Below are 15,737 nucleotides of genomic sequence, written 5' to 3'. Positions count from 1 at the left end.
GTTCGAATGCGGACCATATTGATGGTATGTGACATCTAACTAGTCAAGGAAGAATGTCTGGTGAGGCCTCGCAACGTCTCCATCGTTCACGATATAGTCTTAATTTCAACGATATTTATAATTTCGAGTTAAGGCTTCCCGATGGGAAATGATGCAAACGATCAAAAATTTTTAGATTTCACTTATCGTCATAAAACCTTTGTGAGCGGCCGTGTTCAAAGTCCGCTTCATGTGACATACCGGCCAGTGATCATCCGACCTCTCCCGCTCGCCGGGACGGGCGGAGGACCCGCACCGCCTCTGGTGGTGCTCTCGGGACTGGAGCAGCGACCTGTCTGGCGCCGGTTGCGCCTCGCGCATATCGCATATCGCATATGAAGGAAATCATGCACCATGCGTCTTCTTGTGGTTGGCGCCGGCTCCACCGGCGGTTATTTCGGCGGACGACTTGCGCAAGCGGGACGGGACGTCACGTTTCTCGTGCGTCCGAAACGGGCAGCTCAGCTCCGCCAGGATGGGTTGCGTATCATAAGCCCGCACGGTGACCTGACGCTGAATCCGGCGCTCGTGACGGCAGAGGATCTTGCACACCCTTACGACGCGGTTCTGCTCACGGTGAAGGCGTACCAACTCGAGGCCGCGCTGGACGATCTCGCACCGGCGATCGGCCCCGATACGATGATCCTCCCCGTTCTCAACGGCATGCGGCACATGGATATTCTCTCCCGGCGCTTCAACCCGCGGAATGTCGTTGGCTGTGCCCTGAAGGTGGCGACGGTTCTGGAGAACGACGGCAGCATCGTGCAACTTTCCCCGCTGCAGGATCTCGCCTACGGAGAACTCGACGGAAGTGTGACGCCCCGTATCCGGGTTCTGGACGCCTTCATGCAGGGAACAGGTATCGATGCCCGTCTTTCCACCGCCATCCGTCGCGAAATGTGGGAGAAATGGGTTCTTCTTGCAACGGTCGGTGCGATTACATGCCTCATGCGTGGAACGATCGGTGAGGTTGAAGCCTGTACAGGAGGAGCAACGCTCGCCTCGCACTTGCTCGATGAAGTCGCCGCAATCGTGAGGGCGGTCGGCGAATCGCCATCGGATGCTTTTATGCACGTCGCCCGGACGCAAATTACCGCTGCGGGATCATCCCTCGTGTCGTCGATGTTCCGGGATCTTCAACGTGGACGGCGGGTGGAGGTCGAAGAAATCATCGGCGACCTGGTGCGCCATGCCGCAACGGCCGGGATCGCGATCCCGCTTCTTTCAGCGACCTATGTTCACCTGCTCGTCTACCAGCATAAACTCGACGGTGATAGTTGAATGTCGTACACCATATAAGCACAACTGAATGGGCCGCCGCGCAGGAGGATTTCGAATGAGAGTGACACGCGTCCAATCCGAAGAGAACCGGCAGGCGGTCATCAATGCGGCGAGCCGTCTCTTCCGGGAGCGCGGTTTTGACGGGATCGGCCTGAATGATCTTATGAAAGCAGCCGGCCTTACGCATGGTGGCTTCTACAAGAAATTCAAATCCAAGGAGGATCTCGCCATGCAGGCCTGCACCCGCGCTCTCGACAAGAGCCGGGTCAAATGGGCGCGCGTCGTTGTCAGGGCTAAGGAAAGCCCCTTTGCCGCGATCGTCCGCTTCTATCTTTCGCCTCGGCACCGCGACAATCCGGGGGACGGATGCGCGTTCGCGGCGCTCGGAGCCGATGCTGGACGCCTGGACCACGACTTCCGCCAGATTTTCGAAACGGAACTCGAAGCGCATCTCGATTTTCTGGATAATGTCTTGTCGGCCAAGCCGGACGAGGAGACGCGGAACAGATCGATCGCGGCGCTATCGACAATGGTCGGCGCGCTCGTCATCTCCCGTGCTGTGAACAACCCTTTGCTTTCAGAACGGTTTCTGAAGGCCTCGGCGGATGCGATTATCGCCGGGCAAACTCCAGAAAGCTGACCTGGCCATCCGGCGACTATGCCGGGTGCTCATGCTTGACTCTGCGAGGAGAGCGATCATACTCATTTTAGATGTTTGTTATCATCTAAAATGAGTATGCCCGTCTGTTAAAGGAAGCAAGGATGTCGTCGAATCCAGAACCAATCCTTGTGACCGGCGCCGCCGGTCATATTGGTAATATCGGCGGCCGCATCGTGAGGCTTCTGCGTGATGCTGATATACCGGTAAGGGCATTGGTCAGATGCGACGACGAGCGAGCGTCACGGTTACGGCATCTTGGCGCCGACGTCGTGATCGCAGATCTGACAAAGTCCGAAGAAGTCCTACCTGCCCTGGAGCGCTGCAAGCGGGTCTATTTCGGCACGGGCGTCTCGCCTGACTATCTCGAAGCCACGTTGGTGACAGCGGCCGCAGCGCGCGCGATCGGGGGCGTCGAGTTGTTTCTCAATATGTCGCAAATGACCATCTCCGAGATGGACCTGACGCACATGACCGATTCTCCGCAACAGAGGCAGCATTGGTTATGCGAGCAGGCCCTGAACTGGTCAGGTCTCCCTGTGACGCATCTTCGCCCAACGGTCTTCCAGCAGAATTTCCTGTTCTGGGATTGGGCGGCGGAATCGATCTTCAAATCCGGAACGATTCGCTTGCCTTTCGGGCACAGCCGAACGTCACCGATCGCCGCCGAGGATGTCGCCGAAGTCGCCGCTAGGATTCTGCGCGCGCCAGCAGGCTACACAGGCCGGACGATCGAACTCACCGGACCTCGTTGCGCCGATCTCTACGGACTGGCTGACGAGTATGCCACCGCTCTCAAACGTTCTGTCAGTTACGTGGACGTGCCGTTCGACATCTGGCGCGACGAGGAACTGAGCAAGCGTCCGCTTCCAGACTATGTCCGCGCCCACATCCTGACGATGGCGAAGCTGCATGCGGCGGGGCGCTATGATCGACTCACGGATTCCGTCCAGACGATTCTCGGAAGGACTGCGACCAGCCTGGAAACGACGCTGGAGAAAGAACATGATTTGTTCCAGGCCGCCTGACCCGGCACCGGCCCTGTGCGTGTTTCGTCAGGGCGGTTTTCTGGCCCGAAGTTTCCGTAGCCTGTACGGCGCGCAAGCGTCCTTATTTTTTATGGTTCTGTTCAATCTTGGCGGCTGTGCCGTGGGACCGAATTACAGGCGGCCGTCTGTAACGATGACACCATTCCACAACGCGATGCTGGAGAGCGTGAGGTCGCCGGGAAGCCACAGCCTTGTCCGGATCGACCGCTGGTGGGAAGGATTTCATGACAAGGAACTTTCGCGCCTTGTCGAGCGCGTTCTAGCCCAGAATCTTGATCTTGACGCCTCCTATGCCCGCGTCCGACAGGCCGACGCGTCGGCGGCGTCGGCGGCGGCGCGATTGCTGCCCACACTGGACTTCAACTCCAGCGCGGCGGCGACCCATCAATCCTTGTGGAGCCGGTTCGGGCGGATTGGCAGCACGATTCCAGGTTATAGCCGCGATCAACGGCTATACGACGTCGGAGCGGCGGCAAGCTGGGAAATCGATGTATTCGGCGGCTTGCGAAGGGGCCGTGAGGCCGCCAGGGCCGAGGCGCAGGCCGCGGACGCGCTGCAGACAGGCGTACGGATTACGGTCGTTGCCGATGCGGTCGATGCGTATCTTCAAATCAGGGGCGCACAGGCGCAGCTCCTCTTCGCGAGGCAGATGGTCCGTAATCGCGCCCGAGAACTGGATTTGGTGAAGATCCGCCGAGCGCGTGGAGCGGTGGATGATCGTGATATCGTAAATGGGGTGGCGGCACTTGACGACGCGAAGAAAGCCTTACCGCTTTTGGAGATTGCAAGGGAAGTTCAGCTCAATCGCTTAGACGTGCTCTCGGGCGTCCAGCCTGGCACGAGCGCGAAGGAACTTGCCGAGACCGCGTCGGTTCCTGACCCGCCGGCCATACCGCCGGGCGATTCACCGACCGATGTGCTGCGCAGACGACCTGACGTCATCGCAGCAGAGCGTCGTCTGGCCGCCGCCAACGCCAGGATCGGCCAGGTTCTGTCGGACTACTATCCCAAGATATCGCTATCCGGCCTTGTCGGTTTTGAGAGTTTACGTGCGAACAAGATGTTCACGCCCGCCGGGTTTCAGCCATTGGGAGAAGGCGCATTGAGATGGCGCATTTTCGACTTCGGAAAGATCGACGCAGAAGTTGCGAACGCGACCGGCGCCCGCGCCGAAGCCCTCGCAAGCTACCGGAAATCCATCCTGCAAGCGGTCGAGGATGTCGAAGACGCGCTTATGTCCTTTGATCGAACGCATGAGAGAGTGGAGGAATTGGCCGATAAAGTGTCCAACCTGCGCCATTTCGCCGCACTTTCCGATGATAACTTCCGTGCGGGATCAGAAAGTCTGAGTCCTGTTCTCGAAGCTGAGTTTCATCTTCTTTCGTCCGAGAGCGAACTTGTAGACAGCCGAGTGCAAAGCGCCCAGGCGGCAGTGCGGACGTTCCGTGCTTTGGGTGGAGGCTGGACGTTATAATTTCGAAAACTGCCACAAAAGGCTTTGCGTTCCGAAGCGTGCCGCAATTTTCGCCTCCCGAGTGTCAGCGCCTCTTCGGCGTTACAGTGCGACGCCTCAGCGATTAAGTGGATGCTTATCCGGTGGCGCTGGGCTATGCCGACCGGTGATCGGTGCCATGGCTTAGGGTGATCCATCTGCGCAAGCGTCGAAGTGCTCCTGAGCCACATTGATCTGCTCGATGTGTCGGCAAGCCCAGTTGCCGAGCGTCAGAACAGGACCGCTCAGCGATCGGCCAAGACGCGTCAACGCATACTCAACTTGAGGTGGGCTGGTCGGTCGTATTGTCCGAGACACGAGGCCGTCGCGCTCCAGACCTCGCAGGGTTCGCGTCAACATCTGCTGGGAGATGCCATCTACGCTCCGCTTGATGTCATTGAAGCGGCGTGGGCCGTGACAGAGCAGAACGATGACAAGTACGCTCCATTTATCCCCGACCCGGGCGAGCACTCTTCCGACCTTGCGGCTGTCCTTCAGGATCAAGCCGCCGGAGGAAGTCCTATCCATCTGACCAAGTCCCATGATTATGCGTTCTTGCGCCTCCTATATCGGTTTCATATTTAGATTGGACCACAATTAATAACCATCCCGGCTGGCAGCGAGAGCGCCGCTGCACAGATGGCTGAGCAACAAGGAAGAAGGCATGCAGAGGATAGCCGTCGTAACCGGAGCAAGCCGCGGAGCCGGAAAAGGGATCGCGATCGCTCTGGGCGAGGCAGGGATGACCGTCTATGTCACCGCCCGCAGCCTTGCAGATGCGGATTCGCCTTATGGCGGTACCGCCGTCGAGACTGCCAACCTGGTCACCAAGGCCGGCGGCACCGGGATCGCAGTCACGGTCGATCATGCTGACGACGGCGCGGTCAAGGCCTTATTCGAGCGTATCCGGCACGAGCACGGGAGGCTCGATGTCTTGGTCAACAATGCTGCCAGCCTGGTCACCATCACCGATCCCGGCGGCTTCTGGGAGAAACCGCTGAAAGCTGTGGACCTGATCACCGTGGGCCTTCGCTCCCATTACGTCGCGAGCTATTACGCCGCGCCGCTGCTAATCGCTGGCGGTCGCGGACTGATCGTCAACACCGGCCACTATGGCGCTGTGTGCTATTACCATGGTCCCGCCTACGGCGCGCAGAAAGCTGGAGCAGACAAGATGGCCGCCGACATGGCTAAAGAGCTACGGCCGCACAATGTTGCTGCGGTGTCCATCTGGATGGGCGGCCTCGATACGGAACGTGCGCGTGCTTACTTCGCCAGCCTGCCGCCGGAAGCCCGACCGACCGCGAAACGCGAGTCGCCGCGGTTCACCGGGCGGGTCATCGCCGCGCTCTACGGATCGGACCAGAGAATGACGCTCTCGGGTCGGGCACTAATCGGGGCCGAGCTCGGCGCTTTCCTGGGTGTCGCTGACATCGACGGCTCTCGTCCGATTTCGCACCGCTACGCCATGGGGGGACCGCCCGAGCTGCATCCCTCTCTCACGTCATAGAAGCACAACCGAACCCGGTGTGCATGGGCCCGTCGCCAAAGCAACAGCGAAGACCAACGGCTCTAGGACGGGCGCCTTTGCGTCGCTTCATCCTGAACGATCCAAGCTTAGATACTTTCGAGCTGCACTTCGAGCCGTCTTCTATAGGCAGCCGCTCGACGACGCGTGCTAAGAAGAAGGACGAATGTCAGCAACTCTCAGCTCCAACATGACGATGGTGCTCGCGTGCTATCTCTAGGAAAGCTGGCGAAATCCATTCTATCCTTTCAGTTGTGCGAGAATGCCAGCAATGTCACCCATGCCCCAATGTTCGACGATCCTTCCATCCGCGACGCGGAAAATATCGCAGGAGGTGAAGCGCAGGCGCCGACCCGTCGGCGCGATGCCGAAATAGGCAGCCTGATGCGTTCCCTCGTAGACGAAACTGGCCGCGACGCGGTCGTCTTGGGCGACCATCGCCTCAATCGTAACAGTCAGATCCGGTAAAGCCTTCAGCCGCGCGCCGAAAAAGGCGACCGAGGCGACCTTGGGCGCGACGCCGCCTTGGGGCCGCGCAGCGGCGCTAAGCTGATGATTGACGTAGTCATCGTCGAATAGAGCCGCGAAGGCATTGAGATCATGCTCGTTGAGTGTTTGTGCGAAGCGATTCGCTACCGTCTCGGCTGCGGCACGCACCGACGTCGAAGCCAGCGGCACGACGCCCAGCAGGGCTGTGCCTATAATCATTATTCTGCGCTGCATGAGAGCCTCCTAAGTCGTCGCGAGAGAGACGGCGCGCCAAACGCCAGATTGGCTTACTGAAGCGAACATCGATCGCGAACCTGCTTGATGGCACGTTCAATGGCGGCGTCGAGTCCTCGTGAGACTGCGGTGACCTCGTCATCGCCGAACTGCCCAAAGAGCGAAGAGGGCTTGTCGTACTCGAAGACCGCGCAGCCGTGAGCATCCTCGTAAAGCAAAACTCGGAAAGGCGCGTAAAGGGCAGCCGGCAGTTGATGCCTCGTCATCTTCGATGCCGTGAGCGGGTTCCCGACGTCATACTGAAGCGCCTTTCGAGAGAGACCCGCCATCCGCAACACATCTCCATGATCCCGACTCAGGAAAATAGAGAGATCCGGGCCACCTTCAAGCAGTTCCCGCGCGCGATCGACTTGACCGTCATGCAGGCGTCCGAGGGCTTCCATGTTCAGCTGCGGCAAGATGGATTCAAAGCTTTCACGCACGCTCTCGAATGACCACGCCAGCACGATTTTCGCGTGTTTGATCGCGATCGTCGTTTCGGTGAAAATCCCGTCCGCCGCCTTGGCCGCCGGATCGGGTTGTTGTGTGGCGTCTATCATGATGCTTCCAGGGCTAGCATTGCGCGCTGACCCCAGCCGATGCGCAGCGTAACGACGCAGCGCCGCATACCGTCGCACCAACTGGTAGCCAAGGTGCGGGAGGCCAGCACCGCGTCAATCCGATCGGGGGCGATGTCGATTCGACCGAGGGTTTCGCGGAAGGCGTTCGCGTCATGCTCCGTGGCGGCAATTCCCTTGAGCGCGCCATCGTAGCCGCCGCCTACGGTTCCCAACAGGTGCGTCAAATCGATGTCGTGTGTCATTTTATGGCTCCTGTGTCGCGGGTTGCGGCGAGTAAACTCCAGAAAAATAGCAAGGAGCTTCTTGGCGATTTCGGCGAGATTTTCCATTCAGGGTCAGTGCTGTCGTCGCCGGAATACACCGTATCGGTCGGGCAAGCGCGATACCCCCGCACACGCCATCATCTCCTTCCCAGCTTCCCCGTATCGCGCTGTTAGATTTCATCTTTCATATATTGATGGCTTTCGATCAGAAGGGAGTCAAGCTCTTGATCTGTTGGTGGCAAACGGGATTGTCTTAGTTAGAATTTTCCATGCGATTTTTCTCTGGCTGGAAGGACCAAAACAATGGAGGCGTCGAGATTTCGGAAGCACAAAAGACGTTCATTCTGAAGCGCAGGGCGAACGAGCATAGAGAACGTGGGATGCTACTCGCCTTCTGATCAAAGAGCCGTACACTGAGTATCGATCAGCACTCGCGCAATGGATGGACCTGCGTTGCCGGACCACCCGGCACACGGATCTGCGCGCTCACGTAAGCGCCTTCTGCCAATCGCTCAAAGAGATATATGGAGACCGCAGACATGACCGGGTTAAAGCAGACACACGCGCTGTATCTGGAAGACCTCAGCATCGGACAGCGCTTCAGCAGCACAGACTACGAAATCACGATGGAGGAAATTAAGGCCTTCGCGGGACAATACGATCCGCAGATCTTCCATCTCGATGAGCGCGCCGCCGAGGCCACCCTGTTTCAAAGGCTGGCGGCCAGTGGATGGAACACGGCTGCGATCACCATGAGGCTGCTCGTCGGTAGCCTTCCGATCGCCGGCGGGCTCGTCGGCGCAGGGATTGAGGTCGAATGGCCGAGACCGACACGACCTGGTGACGTGCTTCATGTCGAAAGTGAGGTCATCGAGATCACGCGTTCGCGCTCGAAGCCAGATCGCGGCATAGCACGGGTCCGAAGAAATACGCGGAACCAACGAGGAGAAATTGTTTAGACACTAACGGCAAAGCTAGTTGTCCCACAGCGTCAAAATCGGGCTATGTGAGGAAGAGGCGGCTCCATACCGAAAGCGCAGAATGTCAGCGCAGGTGCGCCATATGTTGATCTTGGAAGATCTGCCCCGATGTTCACGTACACGGCCATTATCACGGCAGTCGAAGCGGCCCGTCCGCCTTCACGGACCTTAAGCTAGGTCGTGTCGATCTGCGGATTCGGCCGTTCTCATTCCAAAGGTCAAGAAAGGAAAGCGTTCAGCCGCTCGTCGATTTCGGAACCAACCGACTGACCCAGCTTTTGGGACTCCCGCCCGTAGCCATGCCTCGCATGGGTCCTCGGCGGCTGCAAATCACCTCCACGTAGGCTTCCAGGATCTCGCCCAATCAGATCCCCAAACGCGATCTTCTTGTCGGGCATCACCAGGTTCTTCAGGTACGGTTTCGCATCCGCACCCCATCATAGACTGGCGGTAGCCGGCTCAGCAGCTCAATCCGTTCCTACGCAACGCCTTGGGACGCAAGCCGGTAACCCGGAAGTTGGATTTACGCGTCACTTGACCGTGTACCGCTAAAATTCTGGGTAACAATTGGTTCTCCTGGCTGATTATCCATGGTTGGGCGCACTCTGTACCAAATCGCATACAGCGCTGGCAGAAACATCAGGATCAGCCCCGTGCCGGCCGCCGTACCGCCGATCAGCGTATAGGCCAGCGAGCCCCAGAACACCGATTCTGTCAACGGGATGAAGGCCAGCACGGCCGCCAAGGCCGTAAGAATGACCGGACGGGCTCGCTGCACGGTCGCCTCGACCACCGAATGGAACGGATCGAGCCCCGCTTCCTGATTGACCTTGATCTGTCCGATCAGAATCAACGTGTTGCGCATCAGGATGCCCGACAGGCCGATCAGCCCCAGGATCGCGTTGAAGCCGAATGGCTGATGGAAGATCAGCAGGGTCGGCACGGTCCCGATCAGCCCCAGCGGGGCCGTCAGGAACACCATGAACATGCCGGAGATGGACCGGGTCTCGAACACCAGGACGATCAGGGTCAGCAGGACCATCACCGGAAAGATCGGCACCAGGGCCTTGTTTGCCTTTCCGGATTCTTCCGCGTTGCCGCCGGCCTCAATACGATAGCCGGGGGGCAGCGTCGCACGGATCGGCGCCAAAGCCTGATCGACCTCCGCCGTGACCTGCGGCGGCTGCAGGTTTTCGTCGATATCGCTCTGTACCGTGATCGTCGGGATCCGGTCGCGCCGACGCAGGATAGGGTCTTCGGCACGGATCTCGACATGACCGATCTGGCCAAGCGGAATCAATTGGCCCGTGCGGTTGCTGATGGTCATGTCGCCCAGCTTCGCCGGGTCCAGACGATCGGGTCCTGCGCTGCGAACCACGAGATCGACGGTCCGGACGTCCTCGCGAACCTGCGTGACTGGCACGCCCAGCAGCAGGAACTGGATCTGTTCGGATGCTTCCTGGGGGGACAGGCCGATCAGTTGCAGCCGCGCCTGGTCCAGCACGAAATGCGCCGTCTGCACGCGCTCGCCCCAATCGGCATTGACCTGCCGCGTATGCGGATTGTTCCGCATGATCGTGTCGACCTGGGCCGCGATATCACGCAGCCGATCCGCATCCGGTCCCATGACACGGAACATGACCGGGAAATGGGTGTAGGGGCCGAAGACGAACTGCGTCACGCGGATCCTGGCATCAGGCGCCATCCCCTGGGCCACGGCCTGGCGCATACGATCGCGCAAGCGGTCGCGGTCCTGGGCACTTGGTGTCAGGACAACGACCTTCGCGAAGGAAGGGTCGGGCAACTCGGGGTTGTACGCCAGGAAGAAACGCGGTGCGCCGGCCCCCACATAGCTGGTGACGATCTTTGCCTCGGGCTGCGTCTTCAACCAGGCCTCCACACGGGCCGTGACCCGCGCAGTGGCTTCGATACTGGTGCCCTCCGGCATCTGCACCTCGGCCAGCAGTTCCGGGCGGTCCGAACTGGGGAAGAATTGCTGCCGGACAGAACCCATCCCGACGAAGGCCAGCAGGAACAACGCCAGCACCGCCCCCGCAACCAGGAACTTGCGGCGCACGACCCACACGACCAGGCGCCGGAAGCGACGGTAATTGGGCGTGGCGTAGATATGTTCGTAGGCGCCGTCGATCCGCTTGATGTCGGGCAACAGCTTGACACCGAGATAGGGCGTGAACACCACGGCCACGAACCAGGAGGTCAGCAGCGCATAGCCGACGATCCAGAAAATGTTGCCGGCATACTCGCCGGCGGTCGAGCGCGCGAAGCCGACCGGGGTGAAACCGATGATCGTGACCAGCGTGCCGGCCAGCATCGGAGCCGCCGTGTGGCTCCAGGCATAGGCGGCGGCCTTCGTGCGTTCGTACCCTTCCTCCAGCTTCACCACCATCATTTCGATCGCGATGATCGCGTCATCGACCAGAAGGCCCAGCGAGATGATCAGCGCCCCCAGCGTGATGCGGTCCAGCGCCCGACCGGTCACAAGCATGATGACCATGACGATCGACAGCGTCAGCGGCACGGCGGCCGCGACGACGATGCCGACCCGCCAGCCCAGGCTTACCAGGCTGACGACCATCACCACCGCGAGGGCCACGAAAAACTTCAGCATGAACTCGCCGACCGCAGCATGAATTATGCCGGCCTGGTCGACGATTTTCGTCAACGTAACCCCGACGGGCAGTCCCGCCCCCAGCGTCTTCTCCGCCGCGGCCAGGGACTGGCCGAGCTTCAGCCCGTTCCAGTGATCCTGCATCACGACGTTCAGCACCAGAGTCTGGGCCCCGGCATGCCGGACAAGGTAGGTCGGTGGGTCCTCGTATCCCCGCTCCACCGTCGCGATGTCCGAGATCTTGAGCGTCCTGCCGCCCGCCACGATGGGGATGTCGCGAATTTTCTCCAGGTCGTCCAGCGCACCGTCCAGCCGCACGAAGACCTGCGGGCCGCGCGTATCGATCGAACCCGCGGCCGTCACCGCATTCTGACGCTGAAGTGCCGCGAACACGTCCTGCGCGCCGATCCCGAGCGTGACCAATCTGGCATTGGAAAAATTGACGAAGATCTGTTCCGGCCGTTCGCCGATAATATCGACCTTGCGCACGCCCGGCACATGCAGCAGGCGCTGCCGCACCGTTTCCGCCTGACGGACCAGCAGGCGTTCGGGCAATCCATGACCATCCAGCGCATAGACCGCAAAATCGACATCGGAATATTCGTCATTGACGAACGGCCCCTGCACGCCTTTCGGCAGAAGGGGCATGGTGTCGTACAGCTTCTTGCGCGTCTGGTAGAATTGCTCGGGAACGGCGGCAGGCGGCGTGTTGTCCCTGAGCGTGACCATCATCAGCGCCAGGCCCGGCCGGGTCAATGTTTCCACCCGGTCGTACCATTGCAGTTCCTGCACGCGCTTTTCCAGCGGATCGGCCACCAGGTCCTGCATTTCCTGCGCCGTGGCGCCCGGCCAGATAGCGGTCGCCGTCAGGGTCTTGACCGTAAAAGGCGGATCCTCGGCCCGACCGAGGCTGAAGAATGCATAGGCTCCCGACAGGGCCAATGCCACGATCAGGAACAATGTAATCCCGCGCTCGCGCACCGCGAGGGCAGAAAGATTGAATCCGCTCATTGCATCGCGACCTTTGTCGAGGCGATCTGCACATGCTCGCCGGCATGCAGATAGTGACCGCCGGCCGCAGCGATCAGCATGCCCGGACGAAGATCCGCACCGGGGAGGATCGTCGCTGTATCCTCGCCGATATGTGCGATCTGTACCGGATGAAAGCTGACCGTCGATGCCCGGCTATCCACACTCCAGACGCCGGGCCCCCTGCCCTCGTCATCGACGGCGCCCAACGGCACGATGAGCACGGACGGATCGTCGCTGGCTTCAGGCAGGTGGACACGCACCGTCGCCCCCAGCGGCGCGTCCGCGCCCAGTCCGTCCATGACGTAACGGGCCTCGAACGTGCGGGTGCGCGGGTCGGCGGCGTCGGACAGTTGCCGCAGGTGCGCGGATACGCGAGAACCCTCGTCATACAGTTCGGCTTCCGCCGCGGAATGCAGGATCGGACGCACCCCTTCCGGCAGGTCGACCGCAGCCTCGCGCGGGCCGGCATGTGCCAGCACGACCACGGTCTGACCGGCCGCGACGACATGCCCGGGTTCCGCCAGGGTCTGGACGACGACACCGTCTTCATCCGCCCGCAGCAGGGAATAATCGTCCTGGTTGCGGGCAATCTTCTCCTGGGCAATCGCCGCGTCCAGTTGCGCACGGGCACTGTCCGCGTCGGCCTTCACCTGATCGTAGGCCGAGGCTGCCACGGCACCGGTCGCGACAAGACCGCGATAGCGACGCTCGTCCGCCGCGGCCTGGACCCAGCGGGCACGCAACGATGCCACACTGCCGACCTGGGTCGTCACGGCATGGAGGTAATCCGTCGGATCCAGGCGCATCAGCACCTGCCCCTTGGACACAGTCTGCCCGGTATCGACGAGGCGCTCGACGATCTTGCCGGACACGCGAAAGCCGAGATCGCTTTGGACGCGGGCCGCTACGACCCCCGTATAGACATGCTCGGCAGTCGTTGCGGACTCGATCCGCACCGTCTCCACAATGCGGTCGGCCGTGCGCGGATCAGGATCGTCTTTGGATTTGCAAGCCGACAGCCCGAAAACGGTGCAGATGCCGGCCGCTGCAAGAAGGGACAGGCGTGTTCCAGCCATGTTCGGGCTCCCAACGGGTTTGGAAGCCCAAATTGTACACGAGTGACCATATTGTCAATCGGTCACATAAAGCCTTGTGCCCCATTCACGGCGCGAGACTTCTCAAGACGAGACTGGCCAGCGTCGCCGCATCGTCGTCCAGCGTATCCATGTGCTGTTCGAGCAGGAGGGGATGATAGATCGACTGCAGGACCAGCATGATGGCGTGACAGGTCTCGTCAACGGGCGTCTTGCGCTCGAACTCGCCTCCCTCGCGGCCTTCGCGAATCAGGTGTTCGACCATACTGCGCAACGCATCGGCAAAACTCCTGGCAGATGTCCATTCCTCTTCCACCGCCGAATAGACGATATCGTGCAGTTTACGCTCGTGGGAAAACAGCGCGACCGTATTGCGCGCCAGAGCGAGGAAAACCCTGCGCATTCTGTCGGAAGCCGGCTTGTCTTCCTCAACGATCGCCTGGATATCTGCCTGCATCTTGCCATGCTGAAGCGCGCAGATCGCCTCGCCGATCGCCTTCTTCGATTCGAAGAATTTGTAAATGTAGGCCTTTGACAGCCCGATGGCATCAGCCAGATCAGCGATCGTGGTCTTCTTGTATCCGTAATGCCCGAAATGCTCGATGGCCGCCGTCATGATCTGATCCCGGCGTTCATGATCGACCGGGCCGCGTTGTCCGCTGTGAGGCGCGCGCATCCTGTTCCTCCCGACTGAATTCCGCCTTCTAGATAGAACGCAGCTTGTAAATTGACAACGAGTGACTGTTATGTATATTGGTCACTTGACAACACCAGGGCGATGTATGTCCAGGGCTGATCGAAAGTCGTGCGCTATGAACCTTTCGCTTCCCCCATCCCAGCGGAACGCCAATCCCCCGCGTCATCACACGCTGGGCATGCGACTGCAATCCGCCGCAGCCGTGGCCATAACGCTCCTGACGACGGCCTGCGCGGTCGGCCCCAACTATCATGCGCCCGATACGCATCTTCAGCCCTTCCACAGTGCCACCGCCGTCGATGCACGCCAGGCAGCCGCAGCTCCACCGCTGGATACATGGTGGGAGGGATTTCACGATCTCGAACTCTTACGCATAGAACAGCGTGTCCTGGCTCAGAACCTTGATCTCGCGGCCGCGATAGCGCGCGTCCGCCAGTCGCGAGGCGCCGCGGAGGCGGCCACGGCGCGTTTGCTCCCGACCTTGGATTTCAATCCGCAGGCTTCCGCAAACCGACTGTCGCAGGAGGGGCTGATCGGCCATGTCGTGCGCACAGTACCGAGCTTCCACCGCGACTATCGCACCTATGACGTCAGTGGCGCTGCAAGCTGGGAAATCGACCTGTTCGGTAGCCTGCGACGTGGGCAAGAGGCAGCGCGTGACGAGGCAGAAGCCGCCCAGATGGAACGCGTGGGGGAGCGTATCACGGTGGCCGCCGACGCGGCAGACGCGTACTTCCAGGTCCGAGGAGACCAAGCCCGCCTGTCAGTCGCGGAAAGACAGATCGTGGTGGACGCCCATCTGCTGGAACTGGTGCGGCAACGGCGAACGAGCGGCGTTTCGAATGAGCGCGAGCTGGCCCAGACTGAAGCCCTGCTGCAGTCCGCCCGCCAGACCGTGCCACTGATCCGCATTGCGCTCGAAGCCCAGCTCAATCGCCTCGACGTGCTGATGGGCGCACAGCCCGGTACCTATGCTGCGGAACTGGGAACGCCGTCCGAAATTCCGGCCATCCCGGCTATCGGCGCCACCGACAAACCCACGGACATGCTGCGCCGCCGACCGGACATTCTGGCTGCCGAACGCAGACTGGCGGCATCAAATGCCAGAATAGGCGCAGCACTCGGCGACTATTATCCCAAGCTCTCCCTTTCCGGCATCCTGGGATTTCAGAGCATCAATCCTCAGCATCTATTCACGGCACCGGGGTTCCAGGCTGTCGGATCAGGCGCCATTCGCTGGCGGATCTTTGATTTCGGCAAAATCGACGCTGAGGTACAGCAGGCACGTGGTGCCAATGCCGAGGCCCTCGCGCGTTACCAGGTGACGGTTCTCCACGCCGCCGAGGACATCGAAAATGCATTCACGACCCTGGTACAGACCGAGCAGCGCACTGGTGAATTGCAGATTGAAGTCGCCTCGCTGACCCGCGCACGCGATCTTTCGCAACAATCGTTCCAGGCGGGTATCATTCCTTTGACCGATGTATTGGACGCTGACCGGCAGCTTCTCGACACGCAGGACCAACTGGCCCTCAACCGGGCGAACGCGGCGCGCGCGGCGGTCAGCTCCTTCAGAGCCTTGGGGGGAGGCTGGCCTACATGAAAGCGATCATCAACCGAACATGGCAGAGGGTTGGCTCGTTTCTCTTTTG

At 60.4% G+C, this 15,737-nt stretch carries 14 protein-coding genes; 7 read left to right on the top strand and 7 right to left on the bottom strand.

Features of this window, described 5'->3' with window-relative positions; genetic code table 11:
* The first annotated feature begins 393 nt into the window (after nucleotides 1–393).
* The 4 genes from ACMAUO_RS18755 (at nucleotide 394) to ACMAUO_RS18740 (ending at nucleotide 4,501) form a co-directional block, all read left to right on the top strand.
* Complete coding sequence (locus tag ACMAUO_RS18755; RefSeq protein ID WP_420358430.1) at nucleotides 394–1,320, top strand: ketopantoate reductase family protein; 927 nt, start codon at nucleotides 394–396, stop codon at nucleotides 1,318–1,320.
* A 55-nt stretch (nucleotides 1,321–1,375) separates the two neighbouring features.
* Nucleotides 1,376–1,960: a TetR/AcrR family transcriptional regulator gene (locus ACMAUO_RS18750; protein WP_420358429.1), complete on the top strand. Its 585-nt coding sequence runs from the start codon at nucleotides 1,376–1,378 to the stop codon at nucleotides 1,958–1,960.
* A gap of 122 nt (nucleotides 1,961–2,082) precedes the next feature.
* Nucleotides 2,083–3,006, top strand: a complete 924-nt coding sequence (locus tag ACMAUO_RS18745) for an NmrA family NAD(P)-binding protein (protein ID WP_420358428.1) — start codon at nucleotides 2,083–2,085, stop codon at nucleotides 3,004–3,006.
* Nucleotides 2,984–4,501 carry an efflux transporter outer membrane subunit gene (locus tag ACMAUO_RS18740; RefSeq protein WP_420358427.1) on the top strand — a complete coding sequence of 506 codons (1,518 nt, stop codon included), beginning with the start codon at nucleotides 2,984–2,986 and terminating at the stop codon, nucleotides 4,499–4,501. The genes ACMAUO_RS18745 and ACMAUO_RS18740 overlap by 23 nt, the downstream gene beginning before the upstream one ends.
* Before the next feature lie 162 nt (nucleotides 4,502–4,663).
* Here the strand turns inward: ACMAUO_RS18740 and ACMAUO_RS18735 are convergent, their stop codons facing one another.
* A complete protein-coding gene (locus tag ACMAUO_RS18735; RefSeq protein WP_420358426.1) occupies nucleotides 4,664–5,047 on the bottom strand; it encodes a winged helix-turn-helix transcriptional regulator in 384 nt (127 codons plus the stop codon).
* Nucleotides 5,048–5,183: 136 nt separating this feature from the next.
* Here ACMAUO_RS18735 and ACMAUO_RS18730 point away from each other — a divergent pair, with 136 nt between their 5' ends.
* The gene (locus ACMAUO_RS18730) at nucleotides 5,184–6,029 is read left to right on the top strand and encodes an SDR family NAD(P)-dependent oxidoreductase (protein WP_420358425.1); all 846 of its coding nucleotides are present in this window, start codon (nucleotides 5,184–5,186) and stop codon (nucleotides 6,027–6,029) included.
* 258 nt (nucleotides 6,030–6,287) lie between these two features.
* On the opposite strand, the gene ACMAUO_RS18725 is transcribed toward ACMAUO_RS18730, so the two are convergent.
* Genes ACMAUO_RS18725 through ACMAUO_RS18715 form a run of 3 tightly spaced genes read right to left on the bottom strand, consistent with a single transcriptional unit; the run spans nucleotide 6,288 to nucleotide 7,719 of the window.
* Nucleotides 6,288–6,770: an ester cyclase gene (locus ACMAUO_RS18725; protein ID WP_420358424.1), complete on the bottom strand. Its 483-nt coding sequence runs from the start codon at nucleotides 6,768–6,770 to the stop codon at nucleotides 6,288–6,290.
* Between the two features lie 53 nt (nucleotides 6,771–6,823).
* Nucleotides 6,824–7,369, bottom strand: coding sequence for a DUF302 domain-containing protein (locus ACMAUO_RS18720; RefSeq protein WP_420358423.1), 546 nt, complete (start codon nucleotides 7,367–7,369; stop codon nucleotides 6,824–6,826).
* Nucleotides 7,366–7,719 (bottom strand): hypothetical protein, encoded by a 354-nt coding sequence (locus ACMAUO_RS18715; RefSeq protein ID WP_420358422.1) that lies wholly within the window; start codon nucleotides 7,717–7,719, stop codon nucleotides 7,366–7,368. The genes ACMAUO_RS18720 and ACMAUO_RS18715 overlap by 4 nt, the downstream gene beginning before the upstream one ends.
* Nucleotides 7,720–8,192: 473 nt before the next feature.
* Here ACMAUO_RS18715 and ACMAUO_RS18710 point away from each other — a divergent pair, with 473 nt between their 5' ends.
* Nucleotides 8,193–8,612 (top strand): MaoC family dehydratase, encoded by a 420-nt coding sequence (locus ACMAUO_RS18710; protein WP_420358421.1) that lies wholly within the window; start codon nucleotides 8,193–8,195, stop codon nucleotides 8,610–8,612.
* A 544-nt stretch (nucleotides 8,613–9,156) separates the two neighbouring features.
* On the opposite strand, the gene ACMAUO_RS18705 is transcribed toward ACMAUO_RS18710, so the two are convergent.
* The 3 genes from ACMAUO_RS18705 to ACMAUO_RS18695 all read right to left on the bottom strand — a co-directional run bounded on the left by ACMAUO_RS18705 (nucleotide 9,157) and on the right by ACMAUO_RS18695 (nucleotide 14,064).
* Nucleotides 9,157–12,273, bottom strand: a complete 3,117-nt coding sequence (locus tag ACMAUO_RS18705; protein ID WP_420358420.1) for an efflux RND transporter permease subunit — start codon at nucleotides 12,271–12,273, stop codon at nucleotides 9,157–9,159.
* On the bottom strand, nucleotides 12,270–13,370 hold the full coding sequence (locus ACMAUO_RS18700) for an efflux RND transporter periplasmic adaptor subunit (RefSeq protein ID WP_420358419.1): 1,101 nt from the start codon (nucleotides 13,368–13,370) through the stop codon (nucleotides 12,270–12,272). Before ACMAUO_RS18700 ends, ACMAUO_RS18705 begins: the two co-directional genes overlap by 4 nt.
* An 85-nt stretch (nucleotides 13,371–13,455) precedes the next feature.
* Entirely contained in the window at nucleotides 13,456–14,064 is a 609-nt protein-coding gene (locus tag ACMAUO_RS18695; protein ID WP_420358418.1) for a TetR/AcrR family transcriptional regulator, read from the bottom strand.
* A 199-nt stretch (nucleotides 14,065–14,263) separates the two neighbouring features.
* Between ACMAUO_RS18695 and ACMAUO_RS18690 the strand changes: the two genes are divergently transcribed.
* The gene (locus tag ACMAUO_RS18690; RefSeq protein ID WP_420358417.1) at nucleotides 14,264–15,688 is read left to right on the top strand and encodes an efflux transporter outer membrane subunit; all 1,425 of its coding nucleotides are present in this window, start codon (nucleotides 14,264–14,266) and stop codon (nucleotides 15,686–15,688) included.
* Nucleotides 15,689–15,737 lie beyond the last annotated feature (49 nt).

Source organism: Gluconacetobacter brunescens (assembly GCF_048695475.1).
GTDB lineage: Bacteria > Pseudomonadota > Alphaproteobacteria > Acetobacterales > Acetobacteraceae > Gluconacetobacter.
The sequence above is the reverse complement of the archived record's forward strand: the minus strand, read 5'-3'. Positions and strand labels throughout refer to the sequence as shown.